This window comes from Streptomyces sp. NPDC016845, from assembly GCF_044332585.1.
GTDB lineage: Bacteria > Actinomycetota > Actinomycetes > Streptomycetales > Streptomycetaceae > Streptomyces.
The window spans coordinates 508,132-525,577 of sequence record NZ_JBIRPI010000003.1; the positions used below are offsets into that span (position 1 = coordinate 508,132).

Below are 17,446 nucleotides of genomic sequence, written 5' to 3' on the forward strand. Positions count from 1 at the left end.
CCCGTCCCCCCTATTCATCAGTGATCAGTTAGAGGCAGCGTATGTCGCGGAAGATACTCGTCGTCGGAGCCGGCCAGTCCGGTCTCCAGCTCGCCCTGGGGCTCCAGTCCCACGGCTACGAGGTCACCCTGATGTCCAACCGCACCGCTGACGAGATCCGCTCCGGGCGGGTCATGTCGACGCAGTGCATGTTCCACACCGCGCTCCAGCACGAGCGCGACCTCCAGCTCAACTTCTGGGAGTCGCAGGCGCCGAGGATCGAGGGCCTCGGCGTCTCGGTCGCCGCGCCCGGCTCCTTCGACCCGGGCCCCTCGCAGCGCGCCGTCGACTGGGTCGGCAAGCTGGACGGCTTCGCGCAATCCGTCGACCAGCGCGTGAAGATGGCCGGCTGGATGGAGACGTTCGCGCAGCGCGGCGGCCAGCTCGTCATCCACGGCGCCGCCGTCTCCGACCTGGACTACTTCTCCCGCACCTACGACCTCGTGCTCGTCTCGGCGGGCAAGGGCGAGCTCGTCTCGATGTTCGGCCGCGACGCCTCCCGCTCCCCGTACAGCGAGCCGCAGCGCGCGCTCGCGGTGGCGTACGTGCACGGGGTCGACGTCCGCCCCGAGCACCCGGACTTCGACGCCGTCCGCTGCAACCTCGTACCGGGCGTCGGCGAGCTGTTCATCATGCCGACGCTGACGACGACCGGCCGCGCCGACATCCTGTTCTGGGAGGGCGTCCCCGGCGGGCCGCTCGACGCGTTCAAGGGTGTCAAGGACCCCTCCGAGCACCTGGCGCTGACCCTGGAGCTGATGGAGAAGTTCACGCCCTGGGAGTACGCGCGCGCCACGAAGGTCGAGCTGACCGACGCCAACGGCACCCTCGCCGGGCGTTACGCCCCGACCGTCCGCAACCCCGTCGGCCGGCTGCCCGGCGGCGGCGCGGTCCTCGGCGTCGCCGACGTGGTCGTCGCCAACGACCCGATCACCGGGCAGGGCTCCAACTCGGCGTCCAAGTGCGCCGCCTCGTACCTCGCGTCCATCGTCGACCGCGCCGACCAGCCGTTCGACGAGGAGTGGATGCAGTCCGCGTTCGACCGGTACTGGGAGACCGCGCGGCACGTCACGAAGTGGACGAACGCGATGCTCGGCGCCCCGCCGGAACACGTCCTCGACCTGATCGGCGCGGCCGGTCAGCTCCAGCCGGTCGCGGACCGTTTCGCGAACGGGTTCAACAACCCGGCCGACTTCGAGAACTTCTTCTACGAGCCCGAGAAGACGGCCGCGTACCTGGCCTCGGTGAGCTGAGCCGGTCAGCCGCCGTCGTAGCCCGTGTCGTCGCCCGCTGTCGCCCCGCGCGGCAGCGGCGGCGGCCGGTACCCGGTCATCGCCTTGGCCTCCGGGTCCGGGCGCACCGCCCCGAGCACCGGGTTCGCCGCGATCGGTGACACCTTCACCCGGGACCCGGGCCGCGGCGCCTGCACCACCTGCCCCCTGCCCAGGTACAGGGCGACGTGCGTGGCCTTGCGGAAGTAGACGACGAGGTCGCCGGGGCGCAGCCGGTCCATCGCCACCTTCGGCAGGCTCGCCCACTGCTGCTGCGACGTACGCGGGATCCTCCGCCCCGCGTGCGCCCACGCCTGCGACGTGAGCCCGGAGCAGTCGAACGACCCCGGTCCCTCCGCGCCCCACACGTACGGCTTCCCGATCTGCCGCAGGGCGTACGCGAGCGCCGCCCCGCCCGCCTTCGACGGCGCCCGGCCGACCGAACTGAGCGCCCCCGACGCCATGAACGCCCGCTGCGCGACAGCGGTCCCGGCCTCCTCCGCGCGGCTCAGCTCGGCGAGCCGCTCGGGGGAGAGGGACGCCAGCAGCTCCTCCACCCGGCGCAGCCGCCCCCGCACCGCGTCCTGGTCCTTCTTCCGCGCGTCCGCGAGCCGCAGCTGCTCATCGAGCGCGGCCCGCGCCTTGGTGGCGAGCGCGTCGGCCTTCTTCTCGTCGCCGGTCAGCCGGCCGACGGTGGCCATCCGGTCCCGGGCGGCCCGCAGGACGAGATGGCCCTGGTCGAGCGCGTGCTGCGGGTCACGGGCGAGGAGCAGCCGTACGTACGGGGAGATGTCGCTGCGGCCCTGGTACTGCTCGCGCGCGAGCCGCCCGGCCGCGAGGCGGCTGCCGTGCAGCGAGCCGCGCGCGGCGGCCAGCTTCTCCGCGAGCGACTCGGCCTGCGCGCGCCGCACCTTCAGCTCCTCCTCGGTCGCGTTGTACGCCTCGGTGGCCTCCTCGGCCTGCCGGTAGAGGTCTTGCAGGTCCGTCAGCAGCCCGGCGACGGACGGCTCACCGCCCGGCGGCCCCGGCACCGCGCCCGCGGTACCCGGCGCGAGAACCGCCCCCATGACGGCCACCGCGCACACCCCACGCACCACTCTGCCCGACACCTCATCACCTCCGGCGCGGACCGCCCTGCGCGCCCCGCACCGTGAACATCACAGCCGCCGCCCGATCTCACGCGCGGGGCTGCGCGGTTCGGCCCAACGACACCACTCCTGCGGGCGGCGCCCGTCACGCCCCCGGCTTCTTCGACCAGGGCCACCGCACGCTCCGCCGCACCTTCCCGTCGGGCACGAAGGCGTACCGCCACTTCTGCACGAGCCGCACGGCCTTCCCGTCGGGCACGGGCTCGCGTACGTACACGAGTACGGTGTCGGGCCCGCCGCCGGCATCCGGCACGGGCACCTTGTACACCTTGGGCGGGTTCCCGGTGGCGGTCACCAGGACGGGCAGCGACCGCCCGTCGAGGGGGCCGCCGACAAAGGGGATGTCTTCGCTCTTCACGCCACCAGTGTCACCGCTTTCGCGCCACCGGTGTCACAGCAGGCGCATGCCCCCCGTGTCACAGCAGGTGCACCACCCATGTCACAGCAGGTGCACCGCGCCGCTCACCACCGGCAGCACCCGCCGGGCCAGGTTCCCCACCGGCCCGTCCGGGGTCTCCAGGGCGAGGGCGAGGCGGACGACCTCGGCGGTCTGGGGGTCGCGGGTGGCCGTGGCGGTCAGGGCCGCCATGAACTGGTCGACGAGGCCGTCGCGCAGCTCGCTCAGCGCGGGCTGCTTGTCCTCGTCGAGCCAGATCAGGGACGCCGCCTCGACGGCCGTGATCCACATGCGGACCGTCATGCGCAGCCGGAGCCCGGGTTCGGCGGCCGGGAGGTGGCTGAGGATGTGGTGGGCGGCGGCGCGCCGGACGCCGTCCACGATCGCGGACGTCCGGGACGTCTCGACGACGCTGCCGCCCTGGAGCAGCGCCGCGAACCCCATGTCGTGCTCGTCGACGAAGGCCAGATAGCGGTCGAGCGCGCGGGCGAGGCGGGTCGTCAGCGGCCCTTCGGCGGGCTCGGCGAAACACCCCTCAAGGACGTCGGCGGCGGAGCGGAGCGCGGCCTCGTACAGCTGCTGCTTGCCGCCGGGGAAGTAGCGGTAGACGAGCGGCCGGGAGACGCCCGCCGCCTCGGCCACGTCGTCGAGGGAGACCTCTTCGGGGGCCCGGTGCGCGAACAGTGACAGCGCCGTCTCGAGGAGCTGCGCGCGCCGTTCCCCGACGCTGAGCCGCCTGTAGGCGGGCGTGCCCGTTGCCGACGTCATGCCCGGAAGAGTAGCCGTCACCCGGTCCGCCCTGTCAGGCGAGGAGCCCGGACGACTGCCACATGCGGCGGCCCACGCCGCGCAGCACGCCGATGTCGTCGAGGAAGTCGGTGAGCCGCTTCGCGCCGGTCTGCATGATCTCGCGGCGGTGCCCGCTCGCCTTGACCTGCGCGACGGCCTCCCGCTTGTCGAGCCCCGCGTTCGTGTAGACCTCGGGGTTGATGAACGCCTCGGAGAAGACGCGCGCGAACTCCCCCGACGTGAGCCGCGTGAACTCCCGCGACCAGCGCGGGGCCGTCACCATCTGGCGCCGCAGCTCCTCACGCGCGTAGCGGACATGACGCGCCTCCTCGACCACATGGATGCGCGTCACGCCCCGGATGAGCGTCTGCACGCGCTCGTCCGGGAAGGTCAGGCGCTGCATCCAGTCGAGTATCTCCTCGCCGAGCAGCGTCGCCGTGAACGATCCGGGGGTGGTGGAGACGGTCTTGAAGAGGCGGCCCAGGGTGTGATGGACGCGCGCCACCGGGTAGTACGGGGTCTCGCCGCGCGTGATCAGCCGCGCGAACATCTTGGAGTGCCGGCACTCGTCCTCGATCTCGGTGAGCGCGTACCGGACGTGCTTGCTCGTCGCCGGTTTGTCGTAGACGTGGCGCACGAGCAGCTGCATCAGGATCAGCTCGAACCAGATGCCGAGGGAGGCGAGCGCCGCCGCCTCGTGCCGGGACAGGTCGATGCGCTGCTGCTCGCTCATCCGGCGCCACAGCGGGGTGCCGTACAGGGAGACCAGCTCCGGCGGCCAGAACCACTTGCCGTCCTCGAAGGGGGCGTCCCAGTCCAGCTCCTTGTCCGGGTCGAAGGAGTGCTTGGCGGAGGAGTCGAGCAGCCGCTCGGCCACCTGCTCGCGGTCCTTGAGCAGACCGAGCGCGTCCCGCAGCCCGTCCACCGCGTCCGCATCCGCGCCCGCGCCCGTCATGGTGGTCATCGCTGAACTCCCCGCTCCTGTACGTTCCTGTGCGTCGCTGTGCCGGTGGTGGCGTCTGTGTCTCCGCCTTATGAGACTGCGCGTCAGTAAGCACGTCAATCCCTCACGCACGACTTGTTGACCCCGCGTACAACACCGTGTGAGCCTGCCGGTATGTCGACGCACGAGCTGTACACCAGGGCCCCCGCCGAGCCCAACTGGCAGATTCCGTCGGCCAGTTCGGCCCGCATGAGCTGGGAATACGACGACGGGCGCGACCGCCTGCTCGCCCTGTACCAGAAGGGCAAGGACAAGCAGTGGGACGGCGCCAAACGCATCGACTGGGAGCTGGAGGTCGACCCCTACGACCCTCTCGGCGCCCCGGACGAGGCGATGTCCCTGTACGGCACGCCCCACTGGGCGAAGATGACCGAGAAGGACAAGGGCGAACTGCGCAAGCACTACGCCTCCTGGCAGTTCAGCCAGTTCCTGCACGGGGAGCAGGGCGCGATGGTGTGCGCGGCGCGCATCGTCGAGTCCGTCCCCGACCTCGACGCCAAGCTCTACTCGGCGACGCAGACCATGGACGAGGCGCGGCACGCCGAGATCTACGGCCGCTTCCTCCACGAGAAGATCGGGATGCTCTACCCGATCAACGACAACCTCCAGGCACTCCTCGGCGACACCCTGCGCGACTCCCGCTGGGACATGCCCTACCTCGGCATGCAGGTCCTCATCGAAGGGCTCGCGCTCGCCGCGTTCGGCATGATCCGCGACACCACCGACAAGCCGCTGCCCAAGCAGATTCTCGCCTACGTGATGCAGGACGAGGCCCGCCACGTCGCCTTCGGGCGGATGGCGCTGCGCGACTACTACAAGCAGCTCACCGACGCCGAACTGCGCGAACGCGAGGAGTTCGTCATCGAGGGCTGCTACCTGATGCGCGACCGCCTGCGCGGCGTCGAGGTCCTGGAGGACTTCGGCATCCCCAAGGCACTGGCCGACGAGTACACCGAGCAGTCCGAGTTCCTCGCGCTCTTCCGTCAGCTGCTGTTCTCGCGGATCGTGCCCTGTGTCAAGGACATCGGCCTGTGGGGGCCGCGCCTCCAGCAGGCATACGTCGACATGGGCGTCTTCGAGATGGGCGACTCCAACCTCGACGCGCTCATGAACGAGGACGAGGAGATCGCGGAGAAGCTGGACGCGGAGCGGTTCGCGGCCGAGGAGCACGAACGGGTCGCGGAGGTGGAGGAGGCGATCAGGGCGGGCGCGGAGGGCTGAGTTCCGTCAGGAAGCCCTGTTCGTCGCCGGTGTCGAGCACCGTTCGCACTACTCGTCGGCCGTGTCCAGCACCGCCCGCATCACCGACCGCGCGATCGGCGCCGCGCTGCCGCCGCCGCTGATGTCCGCGCGGTCCGCCGCCGCGTCCTCCACCACCACGGCGACCGCGACCTGCGGCGTGGACGCGTCGGCGGCCTGGGCGTAGGAGAGGAACCAGGCGTAGGGCACGCCCTCGTTGTTCACGCCGTTCTGCGCGGTGCCCGTCTTGCCGCCCACGGTCGCCCCGGAGATCCGCGCGTTGGTGCCGGTGCCCTTGGTCACGACGTCGACCATCATCCGCTGGAGCCGGCTGGCCGTGTACGCCGACATGACCTGCTGGTAGGTCCTGCCGGAGGTGGTGCGGACCGTGGAGCCGTCGCTCGCCGTCGTCCTCTCGACGAGGTGCGGGGACATCAGCGTCCCGCCGTTGGCGACGGCCGCCGCGACCATCGCCATCTGGAGCGGGGTGGCCCGGGTGTCGTACTGGCCGATGGAGGAGAGCGCGAGCTGGGCCTTGTTCATGTCGGTGTCGAAGTGCGAGGCGGCGACGGCCATCGGGATCTTGATGCCGCTGTCGTTGAAGCCGAACTTCCGAGCCGTCCGCACCATGTCGGAGAGCCCGACCCGCACGCCGAGGCCGGCGAAGACGGTGTTGCAGGACGCCTGGAGCGCGTACTCCAGGGTCGCGTCCTCGCAGGCGTCGGACGAGGACTCGTTGGTCAGCCGCGTGGTGCTGCCCGGCAGCTTGTACGGGGAAGGGGTGTCGGTCTTCTCGCCGGGGGAGTCGACGACCCCGTGGTCGAGCACGGCCGCCGCCGTGACCACCTTGAACGTCGAACCCGGCGGATACGTCTGCCGGATAGCCCGGTTCAGCATCGGCTGGTCCGGATCGCCGGTGAGCCGCGACCACGCGCGCGTCGAGGCCCGCCCCGTCCCCGCGATCTCCGCCGGGTCGTACGAGGGTGTCGAGACCAGCGCGAGGATCTTCCCGTCCGACGGATCGACCGCCGCGACGGCGCCCTTCTTGCCGCCGAGCCCCGCGTACGCGGCCTGCTGCGCGGCGGGCAGGAGGGTCGTCTCCGCGTCGCCGCCGGCCTGCTGCGAGCGGGTGATCTCGTTCCAGAACGGGACCGGCGCGAGCAGCGGGTCGGTGCCGGACAGGATGCCGTCCTCGGCGTTCTCGACGAACGTCGTGCCGTACGTCTGCGACGCGTATCCGGTGACGGGCGCGTAGAGCGGCCCGTTCTTGTACGTCCGCTCGTAGCGCAGCGGCTGCCCGGTGTCCTCGGACCCGGTGATCGCCTTACCGCCTACGAGGATGTCGCCGCGGGGCTGGCCGTACCGGGCGATGGTGGGCCTGCGGTTGGCGGAATTGCCGTCGAGGGAGGACGCCTCGAAGACCTGCACCCGGGCCGCGTTGACGAGCAGTGCGACGAGGAGAAGCACGCAGAAGGCGGCGGCGTGCCGGATGTACTTGGTCATATGGTGCCCTCCGCCGGGCCGCCGCTCCTGGCGCGGTCGCTGACCCGGACCAGGATGGCGACGATGATCCAGTTGGTGACGAGCGACGAGCCGCCCTGCGCGAGGAACGGCATCGCCATGCCGGTCAGCGGGATGAGCCCCATGACACCGCCCGCGATGACGAAGACCTGCAGCGCGACGATCGAGGCGAGGCCGATGGACAGGAGCCGGCCGAAGGGGTCGCGCAGGGCGAGCCCGGCCCGGTAGCCGCGCTCCACGAGCAGCGCGTAGAGCAGGAAGATCGCGGTCAGGCCCACCAGGCCGAGCTCCTCGCCCGCCGTCGCCAGGACGAAGTCGGACTTGGCGGCGAACCCGATGAGGACCGAGTGCCCGAGCCCGAGCCCGGTGCCGAGCATCCCGCCCGCCGCGAACGCGAACAGCGACTGGGCGAGCTGGCCAGGACCGTTCCCCGCGTCGACGGAGGCGAAGGGGTGCAGCCAGTCCTCGACGCGGCCGTGCACATGCGGCTCGAAGGAGGCGACGACGAACGCGCCCGCCGCGGCGAGCAGCAGCCCGATGGCGATCCAGCTGACGCGGCCGGTGGCCACGTAGAGCATGACGATGAAGAGACCGAAGAACAGCAGCGAGGTCCCGAGATCGGTCTCCAGGACGAGGACACCGACGCTGAGCAGCCAGATCGCGAGGATCGGCGCGAAGACGCGCATCGTAGGCAGTTGCAGCCGCCAGAGCTTCTTGCCGGTGTAGCGCAGGGCGGTGCGGTTGGCGGCGAGGTAGCTGGCGAAGAAGACGGCGAGCAGGATCTTGGCGAACTCGCCCGGCTGGATGGAGAACCCGCCGATCCGGATCCAGATCCGGGCCCCGTTCACGGCCGGGAAGAAGATCGGCAGGATCATCAGGGCCAGCGCCACGACGACGCTCAGGTACGCGTACCGCTGGAGCACCCGGTGATCGCGCAGGAGGACGACGCAGACGATGAACAGGCCGACGCCGAGCGTCGACCAGACGAGCTGGGTGAACGCCGCCTCGTCGCCCGGGGTCGACAGGTCGAGGCGGTAGATGAGGACGAGCCCGAGCCCGTTCAGGAGCACCGCGATGGGCAGCAGCAGCGGGTCCGCGTACGGGGCCCGCAGCCGGACGGCGACATGCGCGAGCAGCGCGAGCACGCCGAGCCCGGCGCCGTAACCGGCGGCGCCGGGCGGCAGGTTGCCGTTCCTGGCGAGTCCCACGTCGCAGTAGCCGTACACGCTGAGCAGGACGGCGAGGACGAGCAGGGCGAGTTCGGTGCCGCGGCGCCGGGGGACGCGTACGGCGGGAGCCGGTGGCTGGGCCGGTGCTCCCGTGGGTCCCGCCGCTGATGATCGCGCCGCTGTTCTCGTCGCTGATCGCGCCGCCGATCTCGCTGATCCCGGTGAACCGGTCATGCGGGGAACGTAGCAAGACCGTCCGCGATATCCGCTTATATCAGCACCAGCGGGGCGCGGCGCCGATGTTGTCGATGTACTTCGCGGCGCCCCAGGCCCAGGTGCCGTCGGTCAGCAGGTACCAGAGGCGGTTTCCGCCCACGTCCTGGCCACTCGTCTTGCAGTTGATGTGCACGATCGCGCGGTACGGCTCCGAGCGGACCACCTTGCTGCCCCGGGTCGGCGAGTCACGGAGGAGGAGGCCGGACTTGGCGGTGACGCGGCCTTTGTAGACGGGGGTGCGGTGCTGCTTCTGCGCCTGCTCCTTCTTCTGAGCGAGCGTCAGCTCGGGCTTCTTCGCCTGTTCCTGCGCTTGTTCCTGCTTCTGTTCCTGCTTCTGTTCCCGCCCCCCGCCCGGGGTGCCGTCGGCGAGGGCGGGGGACGCGGCGGCTGCGGTCAGCGACAGCGCGGCGAGGGCAACGGCGATTCTCTGTACGTGCATGGCGGCCTCCAGGGGCATGCGGACAGGGCCGGGACGTAGGCGGAACAGGACCGGCCCGGCGGCTCGGCCCCGCCTCATACCTAAGGGGCGGCACGGAGATACGCACGGCGACGGCCGCCGGAGGGGTGAGGAGACCGCCGCTGGGGTGAGCGGAGCGGGCCCGGACGGCCCGGTTCACCGGTTCACCGGTTCACCGGTTCAGTCGGCGGGTTCCTCGTACGGAAGGGTCAGGGTCGCCAGCGCGCCGCCGCCCGGAGCGTTGGTGAAGTCCAGGCGGGCGCCGAGGATCTCGGCCTGGCCGACGGCGATGGTCAGCCCGAGACCGTGCCCCTTCGTGCCGCCCTCCGTCCGGAAACGCTGCGGCCCGTGCTCCACCAGGTAGTCCGGGTAGCCGTCGCCGTGATCGCGGACGCTGATCACCGGGCCGTCGACGGTCAGTTCGACGGGCGGGCCACCGTGCCGGTGCGCGTTCGCGACGAGGTTGCCGAGGACACGCTCCAGACGGCGCCGGTCGGTCACCACGCACACGTCGCGGACGACGACGACGGAGGTGGCGGCGTTGGCGTCGGAGGCGGAGGCGGAGATGCTCGCGCCGGCGGAGGCGCTTGTGATGGTGGTCGTGGTCGTGGTGGCGGTGGTGGTGGCGCGCACGACCCGTTCGGCGACCGGCCCCAGCCAGGTCGCGTCGAGATCGACGCGCTCACTGCGCGCGTCGAGCCGGGAGATCTCCAGAAGGTCCTCGGTGAGCGTGCGCAGCGCGGCAACCCGGTCGCGTACCAGTTCGGTGGGGCGGCCGGGAGGCAGCAGTTCGGCGGCGGCGTGCAGTCCGGTCAGCGGCGTACGCAGTTCATGGGCGACGTCCGCCGTGAACCGCTGCTCGGTGAGGATGCGGGCCTGCAAGGACGACGCCATACGGTCGAGCGCCCCGGCCACCGCCGCGACCTCGTCCTGGTGGCGGTGCGGGTCGCGGGTGCGCGGATCGTCGACCCGGGCGTCGAGCGCGCCCGCGCTGATCTTCCGGGCGACGCGGGCCGTGGTGTGCAGGCGCCGCGTCACCCGGGTCACCGCGAACGCGCCGACCAGCAGCGTCGCCCCGATGGCCAGCGCCGACGAGCCGAGGATCGCCCGGTCGAGCCCGTCGATGGTGCGGGCCCCCTGTGAGTAGTCGACCTGCACCGCGAGCGCCTTGCCGCCCGCCGCCGGACCCGCCGCCCACATCGTGGGCCGCGACTCGTACCGGGCGACCATCGTGCCGCGCTGCCCGCTCACCGCGAGCTCCCGCAGCGACGCGGGCAGCCCCGGCGGATCGAGCGCGGCGCCCCGCACCTGCCGCCCGCCCGCCTGGAACGCGGCCGTCGCCTCGTCGAGCCGCGACAACGCCCGCTCCCGGGCCTCCCGCACCGTCTGATCGGTGACCGAGACGTGCACGAGGACGCCGAGCAGCGCCGCCAGCGCACAGCAGATCACCGCGAGGAACGCGACGGCCTTCCAGGTCAGCGACGCCGTCCACGCGGGCAGCGCGGCCAGCCGCCGGGCCCGGCGCGTCACGAGCCGCTCGGAGCGGAGGGCGAGGGCGTCGCGTCCCCGGACGGCGTCTCCGGCACGGGCGTCTTCGGCGGCCCCGTACGCACGATCTCGTCGCGGGTCGGCAGCATCGCCCGCTGATGGCTGTCGTACGACCACGAGGTCCGGTACTCGTAGCCCGCGAGGTCGGCGACGGCGCGGACGACGACGCTCCGGTCGGCCAGCTGGACGCTGATGACGGCGTCCTCGTCGTTCATGATCTGGGTCAGCTTGCCGTCCGCGTACATGTAGACCCGCACGAGAAGCTGCCCCTTGGGCGCGCGCACGCCGACGACCATGTCCTCGCGGCCGTTGCCGGTGAGGTCGGAGTAGTAGGCGTGGAGGACGGGACAGGCGGTGCTTTCGGTGTCCTCGGCGCTGCTGCCGTGGCTGGTGGTGCCGCAGTCGGCGAGCCCCTCCGCGATGTCCTTGTACGTGTCCGGGTCCGCGTCCGCCTGCGCGCGGATGACCGTCACGGGATCGACCCTGCGCAGGTCACCGCCCGGCACGTCGACCCCCTCGACCACCTCGGTCTCACCGGCCCCGTAGTCGTCGGCGGGCGCGGACGCGGGGGTCAGCGTCGGCCACAGGTTCCGCGGCCCCACCGCCGTGGGAGCGGGGCCCGCGCCTTCGAGCCCGCCGGCGTCGCCGCACCCCGAGAGCAACGGCAGGGCGGCGGACGCGGCGAGGGCCGCAAGGGCGGTGCGACCGGGGCGCCTGGGCGTCACTGCACTCCTGCCGTAGCGGATGAGGATGGTGTCGTCCAGTACACCTTATTAGCCGCAATGGTGGGGAAGTCCTTTTCCGCTGCCTGGTGGGCCGCCCGCGCGCTCCGGCGCATCCCGCCTTCTTGCCCTGCGGCGGGCTTGCTGCTCCCATGGTCGGGGGGTGATGGGCCATGAACGGACTGCGCGTCGTACCGACCTGGCGCCACGGTCAGGAACGGCTCTACGTGTACGGGGGCGACGGCAGGAACGTCGCCTGGTACGACAGGGAGGCGGGCCGGGTCAACCTGCTCACCGAGTCGCACAGGGAGGCGGTGCTCGCGGCGCTGCGCCCGTTCATCGCCGGGCACGTGGCGGTCGGGCCCCCGCCGGTGCCTACCCCCGCCGAACTGGCCCGGCTCAGCCTCCACCCGGACGACGACCTCGCCCCGAACCGCCCCGGCGAGGCCCTCCTGATCGCCCTGGACCGCGACCCGGCCCCGCAGCGCAGGCTCCGCACCGATCCCCGACGCCGGGCGCTGGCCGCGCAGCAACTGGTCGGCGAGTCGCTGGACGCTCTCGAGGGCGCGGGCTGGCGCGTACTGCACTCGGTACCGCTGCCGGGCGGGGGCTGTATCCACCACCTGGTGATCGGCCCCGGCGGCCTGTTCGCCCTGCACGTACTCCCGGCGCACCGCCAGCGGATCCGGGTGAGCGAGGCGATGGTCACGGCGGGCCGGGGCGATCCCCGCCCGCTGCTGCGCGACGTACGGGCGGACGCGTCCCGGGCGTCCTTCGCCCTGACGGCGGAGGTACGGGCGGGGCTGGTCCTCGTGGAACCGTCCGTCGTCGATGTGCAGGTGGCGCCGAGGGGCGTACGCCTACTGACGAACACGGAGGTCACGGGCCTGGCGAGGGCCGGTGGCCAACTCAAGCCGGCGGACGTGGAGGCGCTGCACGCGATGGCGCGGGACCGGGGGACGTGGGGGCGGGTTTAGGGGCGCCACGGCCACTGGCACCGGCACGGGCACGGCACCGGCACCGGCACGGGCACGGCACCGGCACAGGGCACCGGCACCTTCACGACGGCAGCCGTCCGGCCCGCTCGGCATCGTTCAACGGCGCGAGCAGATCCCCGTACCGCTGAAGCCGAGGCGCGATGCTGTCGGCGAGAAACACCAGCTCAAGCGCGTCGTGACTGTCCCGGCAGGCCTCGACCTCGTCCCACGTAACGGGCGCGGAAACGGTCGGCTCGGCTCGCGCCCGCAACGTGTAAGGCGCCGCGGTCGTCTTGGCGGCGGAGTTCTGACTGTGGTCGACGAACACCTTCCCGGGCCGCAGACTCCGCGCCATCCGGTGCACGACAAGCCCCGGCACCTCACGCTCCGCCTCCTGCGCCAGCTCCTTCGCGTAAGCACTGGCCTGCTCGGACGGCACCGGAACCAGCGGTACGAGCAGATGCAGCCCCTTGGACCCGGAGGTCTTGGCAAAGGCGTCGAGCCCGTCGGCCGCCAGCCGCTCACGCAGCCACAGGGCAACCTCACAACACTGCACGACGTCGGCGGGCGCCCCGGGATCGAGGTCGAGAACGAGCCGGTCGGCCTGCGCGGGCGCGTCCGCCTGCCACTGCGGGGTGTGGAACTCCGTGACGAGGTTCGCCGCCCACATGAGCGAGGCGAGATCCTGCACGAGAACCTGCCGGGAGACGCCGTCGGAGCGCGGCACCTCGGCCGTCCTGACCCACTCGGGCGCCCCAGGCGGCACGTTCTTGGCGAAGAAGTGCTGGCCGTCGGGCCCGTCGGGAAAGCGGAGAAAGGAGATCGGCCGGTTACGCAGATGAGGCAGCAAGGCATCCGCAGCGGTCGCGTAATAGTGCAGCAGCTCGCCTTTGGTGAACCCGGTGGCCGGATAGAGCACCTTCTCCAGATTGCTGAGCGGCAGCCGCCGCCCCTCCACTTCTGTGATCGGCGTCATACCGTAATACTCTGGCATTCCATGCCAAAGCGGCACGCCAAGCCGACCGAACGGACCGGCCGACGGCCGGCCGGGAAGGAGGAAGTCCTCGTGCGCTCCATATGGAACGGTGCCATCTCCTTCGGCCTGGTCAGCATCCCGATCAAGCTGATGACCGCCACCGAGAACCACTCCGTCTCCTTCCGCCAGGTCCACCTGGAGGACGGCGGCCGCATCCGCTACCGCAAGGTGTGCGAGCTGGAGGACAAGGAGGTCGATACGGCTGAGATCGGCAAGGGCTACGCGGACGCCGACGGCTCAGTGATACCGATCACGGACGAGGACCTGGCCGCGCTCCCGACGAACACGGCGAAGACGATCGAAATCCTCGCCTTCGTCCCGGCCAACAGCATCGACCCGCTCCAGATGGACACGGCGTACTACCTCTCGGCGAACGGCGTCCACGCCACGAAGCCGTACACACTCCTTCGCGAGGCCCTGAAACAGAGCAAGAAGGTAGCCATCGCGAAATTCGCTCTACGAGGCAAGGAGCGCCTCGGAATGCTCCGCGTCGTGGACGACGTCATAGCGATGCACGGCCTGCTCTGGCCGGACGAGATCCGCTCACCCGACGAGGTGGCCCCCGACACCCACGTCACGGTCCGCGACGCCGAACTCGATCTGGCGGACGCCCTGATGGACACACTCGGCGAGGTCGACATGGCCTCTCTCCACGACGACTACCGGGCGGCGGTGGAGGAACTGATCGCGGCGAAGGCCTCCGGCGAACTCCCGGCGGAGCCCACGAAGCCGGCCCCGAGCGGCGACGGCAAGGTGATCGACCTGGCAGCCGTACTCGAGCGGAGCGTAAGGGCGGCGAAAGAGGCGCGGGGCGGCTCACCGGGCGAGGAGATGGCGGAGGTGACGTCGATGGAGGGCCGCAAACGCAAGAAGGCGCCCGCGAAGAAGAAGGCGGCACCGGCGACGCCGAAGAAGACGACGTCCGGTGCCGCGAAGAGCACGAAGAAGACGGGGTCGAGCTCAACCGGGGCGAAGAAGAAGTCGACACCCCGGAAGAAGACCTCGGCCTGAGGAGACGGGGGCAGTGGCAGACGCCGCTACCGCTTCCGAGCCACCTCACCGGCATCCCGTCTGAACGCCCACTCCATCTTGGGCTCCATGACGAACCGGAACACGCGCTGCACGGGCGGCGTACACAACAGGGTGATGACAGCCGCCGCGACAACCGTCACCGCGACCTCACCCACCGGCGTATGCACCCACCGCACGTCGTACCAGTCCCAGAACCGGGACCCCTTGGCGAGGAACCCGTGCAGCAGATACCCGTACAACGTGCCGGCGCCGAGCGCGGTGACCCAGAGCTTGCGCCCCGGCACCCACGCGAGGAAACACGCAACGAGCAGCATCGAGCACGCGAACATGGCGAGCGTCATGACGCCCCCGGCCCACCCGGGAGCGGCCAACTCCTGCGCGCTGTCGCGCCGGTAGAACCAGGCGGCGTTCATACGAGGAGCGGCCCAGTAGGCGAACAGCAACGCGGAAGCGAACACAGGCACGGCCAGAATCCGAGCCTCACGCCGCCGTACGAGCCTGAAGTGCTCCGGCTTGAGCCGAAGCCCCAGCACAAAGAACGGCAGGAACTGAAGAACGCGCTGGAGATCAAGGTCGTCCCCGATATCGGGGGAGACAGACGCAAGCACGGCGATCCCGAGCGCCACCGGCAACGGCCAGCGGACAACTTTCCAGATCGGCGTGGACAGCCGCCACACGAACAACGCGATGAGGAACCAGGTCAGATACCAGGGATCAAGCAGACTGAACGGATAGTCAGGATCGTCCCCGGCGGTCCGCTTGAACAGCGTATAAGCGCACTCGAACACGACATACGGCACGGCGACACCAGTGATGAGCCGCTTGATCCGCCCCGGACCGGCATCGAAACTCCGCGAGAAATAACCGGAGATGACGATGAACGCGGGCATGTGGAACGCGTACACGGTCATGTACAGCGCGGAGGCCGCCCGGCTGCTGTCACGCAGCGGTTCCCACGCGTGCCCCATGGCGACGAGCACGATGGCGAGGTACTTCGCGTTGTCGAAGTAGGAGTCACGCGAGGCACGGGGCCTGGACGCGGTGGCCTGGGCCGGTGCGCGCGCGGGGGCAGGTGGACCATCGGCACGCTGGGCACGCTGTGGAGGAAGAGGCGCTCGCGAGGCGCTCAACTGAACCTGTTCGCTCACGTTCCCTCCCGCGTGGAACCCCGACTCCAGATCGCGCATCTTCCAAGGTTTACGGGGTTCATGTGGCTGCGAGACATTCAACGCACCGTAGTCACCTATCGAGGCACCCGTAAACCTGTGCCGGTCACGGGTGGTGCCTGTCACACGAAGCCCGCCCACGAACCCGGACATCGCACCCTCGTGCGCGACGGGCGCCCTTACGATGACGATGACGGCGAAGGCGACAGGGAGAATGACGCATACCGTGTCAAACCAGAACGTAGGCGGACGCCGGGACGAGGAGGGCGGACGCAGGCGCGGCCAGGGCGAACTGGAGAGCCAGGTACTGACGGCCCTGTGCGAGGCCCCGCACCCGGTGACAGCGGGCTGGGTACGCGAACAGCTGGGCGGCACCCTCGCCTACACCACAGTGATCACGATCCTCACCCGCCTCCAGGCCAAGGGCGCCGTCACCCGCGAACGCGAGGGCCGCTCCTTCACCTGGACGGCCGCCTCCGACGAGGCCGGCTTGGCGGCCCACCGCATGCGCAGAGTCCTGGACGCGGAGACGAACAGGGCAGCGGTACTCACCAGCTTCGTCTCCAGCCTGTCAGCGGTCGACGAGCAACTCCTGCGTGACCTGCTGGCAACGGAGGAAGCCCAGGAAGCCCAGGAAGCCCAGGAAGCCCAGGACACCCCGAAAGACCACGGAACCCCCTGACCGATGGGCGCAGCAGTCTTCCTCCCCCTGATCCTCCCGCTGACGGCATGGCCGGTAGCCCGCCTGGCGGAACGCCACCTGCACCCGCGGGCGGCGACGCTGCTCCTGACGGCGGCGGCGGCGACCCTGGCCGTCTGCAGCACGCTCTCCCTGGCGCTCCTGGCAATAGTCGGCACGGCCCAACTCCCGGGCAACCCACTCCCGGACGGCTGGGCGGCCCCGGAGGTACGAGCGGCGGTCCCGCACGACGAGGTGGTGGGCAAGGCGGCGATCGCCGGCCTGGCAGCCGCGGTCACAGCATGCGCGGCACTCCTACGGCACCGCCACAGAACGACTCGCAGAGCAGTCCGGGCCCTGGCCGGCCTCCCGCCCCACCGCAGGGTCACGATCCTCCCGGACCCGACCCCCTACGCCCTCACACTCCCCAACGGCAGGATCATCGTCTCGACGGGGATGCTGAAGGGCCTGCAATCCCCGGAACGCAGAGCCCTGTTCGCCCACGAGCGAGCCCACCGATCCGCCCACCACCACCGTCACCTCCTCCTGACAGGCCTGGCAGCCCGCGCGAACCCGTTCCTGCGCCCTTTGCACACGAGCGTGACGTACACGGTGGAACGCTGGGCGGACGAGGAGGCGGCACGAGTGGTGGGCGACCGCCGCACAACGGCGAGGGCGGTAGGCAAGGCGGCCCTCCTGGGCGCCCCCACCCTCCTGGGCATCCCCTTCGCGGCACCCCCGGGCCCGGTTCCCCGCAGGGTGGCGGCCCTGTTGGCCCCGCCCCCCACCCCACGGACCTGGCCGCCCCTCTTCACGGCAATCGGCGCGGCGGCGTGGGCCGCACTGGTCGGCACGGTGATGTCAGCAACAGCATCGGCAACCTCGACGGTCACCCTGATCACGATCCTGCGAGCGGCGACACCGCTGTAGGAATCAGGGGTCTTGTGACCTCGTGCGCGGGCTGCTGCGATGGCGTC

General features: G+C 71.0%; 17 protein-coding genes. 6 read left to right on the forward strand and 11 right to left on the reverse strand.

Annotated elements, in window-relative coordinates:
- Window positions 1–41 precede the first annotated feature (41 nt).
- Complete coding sequence (locus tag ACH4RC_RS12680; RefSeq protein WP_398198913.1) at window positions 42–1,292, forward strand: styrene monooxygenase/indole monooxygenase family protein; 1,251 nt, start codon at window positions 42–44, stop codon at window positions 1,290–1,292.
- Between the two features lie 5 nt (window positions 1,293–1,297).
- On the opposite strand, the gene ACH4RC_RS12685 is transcribed toward ACH4RC_RS12680, so the two are convergent.
- From ACH4RC_RS12685 to ACH4RC_RS12700, 4 genes are all read right to left on the reverse strand, one after another.
- Complete coding sequence (locus ACH4RC_RS12685) at window positions 1,298–2,419, reverse strand: NlpC/P60 family protein (protein WP_398198914.1); 1,122 nt, start codon at window positions 2,417–2,419, stop codon at window positions 1,298–1,300.
- A gap of 124 nt (window positions 2,420–2,543) precedes the next feature.
- On the reverse strand, window positions 2,544–2,816 hold the full coding sequence (locus tag ACH4RC_RS12690) for a hypothetical protein (RefSeq protein ID WP_398198916.1): 273 nt from the start codon (window positions 2,814–2,816) through the stop codon (window positions 2,544–2,546).
- An 81-nt stretch (window positions 2,817–2,897) separates the two neighbouring features.
- Window positions 2,898–3,623 (reverse strand): TetR/AcrR family transcriptional regulator, encoded by a 726-nt coding sequence (locus ACH4RC_RS12695; RefSeq protein WP_398198919.1) that lies wholly within the window; start codon window positions 3,621–3,623, stop codon window positions 2,898–2,900.
- A gap of 34 nt (window positions 3,624–3,657) precedes the next feature.
- Complete coding sequence (locus ACH4RC_RS12700; protein ID WP_398198922.1) at window positions 3,658–4,608, reverse strand: diiron oxygenase; 951 nt, start codon at window positions 4,606–4,608, stop codon at window positions 3,658–3,660.
- A gap of 153 nt (window positions 4,609–4,761) precedes the next feature.
- On the opposite strand from ACH4RC_RS12700, the gene ACH4RC_RS12705 reads away from it, so the two are divergent.
- Complete coding sequence (locus tag ACH4RC_RS12705; protein ID WP_398198924.1) at window positions 4,762–5,868, forward strand: ferritin-like domain-containing protein; 1,107 nt, start codon at window positions 4,762–4,764, stop codon at window positions 5,866–5,868.
- Window positions 5,869–5,916: 48 nt separating this feature from the next.
- On the opposite strand, the gene ACH4RC_RS12710 is transcribed toward ACH4RC_RS12705, so the two are convergent.
- The 5 genes from ACH4RC_RS12710 to ACH4RC_RS12730 all read right to left on the reverse strand — a co-directional run bounded on the left by ACH4RC_RS12710 (window position 5,917) and on the right by ACH4RC_RS12730 (window position 11,582).
- Window positions 5,917–7,389 (reverse strand): penicillin-binding transpeptidase domain-containing protein, encoded by a 1,473-nt coding sequence (locus ACH4RC_RS12710; RefSeq protein ID WP_398198927.1) that lies wholly within the window; start codon window positions 7,387–7,389, stop codon window positions 5,917–5,919.
- The gene (locus tag ACH4RC_RS12715; protein WP_398198930.1) at window positions 7,386–8,810 is read right to left on the reverse strand and encodes an FtsW/RodA/SpoVE family cell cycle protein; all 1,425 of its coding nucleotides are present in this window, start codon (window positions 8,808–8,810) and stop codon (window positions 7,386–7,388) included. Before ACH4RC_RS12715 ends, ACH4RC_RS12710 begins: the two co-directional genes overlap by 4 nt.
- A 40-nt stretch (window positions 8,811–8,850) precedes the next feature.
- Window positions 8,851–9,291: an SH3 domain-containing protein gene (locus ACH4RC_RS12720; RefSeq protein WP_398198933.1), complete on the reverse strand. Its 441-nt coding sequence runs from the start codon at window positions 9,289–9,291 to the stop codon at window positions 8,851–8,853.
- Between the two features lie 198 nt (window positions 9,292–9,489).
- On the reverse strand, window positions 9,490–10,839 hold the full coding sequence (locus ACH4RC_RS12725; RefSeq protein ID WP_398198936.1) for an ATP-binding protein: 1,350 nt from the start codon (window positions 10,837–10,839) through the stop codon (window positions 9,490–9,492).
- Entirely contained in the window at window positions 10,836–11,582 is a 747-nt protein-coding gene (locus tag ACH4RC_RS12730) for a hypothetical protein (protein WP_398198938.1), read from the reverse strand. Before ACH4RC_RS12730 ends, ACH4RC_RS12725 begins: the two co-directional genes overlap by 4 nt.
- 170 nt (window positions 11,583–11,752) lie before the next feature.
- Here ACH4RC_RS12730 and ACH4RC_RS12735 point away from each other — a divergent pair, with 170 nt between their 5' ends.
- Window positions 11,753–12,556 (forward strand): NERD domain-containing protein, encoded by an 804-nt coding sequence (locus ACH4RC_RS12735; protein WP_398198940.1) that lies wholly within the window; start codon window positions 11,753–11,755, stop codon window positions 12,554–12,556.
- 82 nt (window positions 12,557–12,638) lie between these two features.
- Here ACH4RC_RS12735 and ligD read toward each other — a convergent pair whose 3' ends face one another.
- A complete protein-coding gene (gene ligD / locus ACH4RC_RS12740) occupies window positions 12,639–13,532 on the reverse strand; it encodes a non-homologous end-joining DNA ligase (protein ID WP_398198943.1) in 894 nt (297 codons plus the stop codon).
- Between the two features lie 90 nt (window positions 13,533–13,622).
- On the opposite strand from ligD, the gene ACH4RC_RS12745 reads away from it, so the two are divergent.
- Complete coding sequence (locus ACH4RC_RS12745; RefSeq protein WP_398199212.1) at window positions 13,623–14,603, forward strand: Ku protein; 981 nt, start codon at window positions 13,623–13,625, stop codon at window positions 14,601–14,603.
- 26 nt (window positions 14,604–14,629) lie between these two features.
- Here the strand turns inward: ACH4RC_RS12745 and ACH4RC_RS12750 are convergent, their stop codons facing one another.
- Window positions 14,630–15,811, reverse strand: coding sequence for an acyltransferase family protein (locus tag ACH4RC_RS12750; RefSeq protein WP_398198946.1), 1,182 nt, complete (start codon window positions 15,809–15,811; stop codon window positions 14,630–14,632).
- Between the two features lie 193 nt (window positions 15,812–16,004).
- On the opposite strand from ACH4RC_RS12750, the gene ACH4RC_RS12755 reads away from it, so the two are divergent.
- Both ACH4RC_RS12755 and ACH4RC_RS12760 read left to right on the forward strand, forming a co-directional pair.
- Complete coding sequence (locus ACH4RC_RS12755; RefSeq protein WP_398198949.1) at window positions 16,005–16,472, forward strand: BlaI/MecI/CopY family transcriptional regulator; 468 nt, start codon at window positions 16,005–16,007, stop codon at window positions 16,470–16,472.
- Between the two features lie 3 nt (window positions 16,473–16,475).
- Window positions 16,476–17,399: a M48 family metalloprotease gene (locus tag ACH4RC_RS12760; RefSeq protein WP_398198951.1), complete on the forward strand. Its 924-nt coding sequence runs from the start codon at window positions 16,476–16,478 to the stop codon at window positions 17,397–17,399.
- Window positions 17,400–17,446 lie beyond the last annotated feature (47 nt).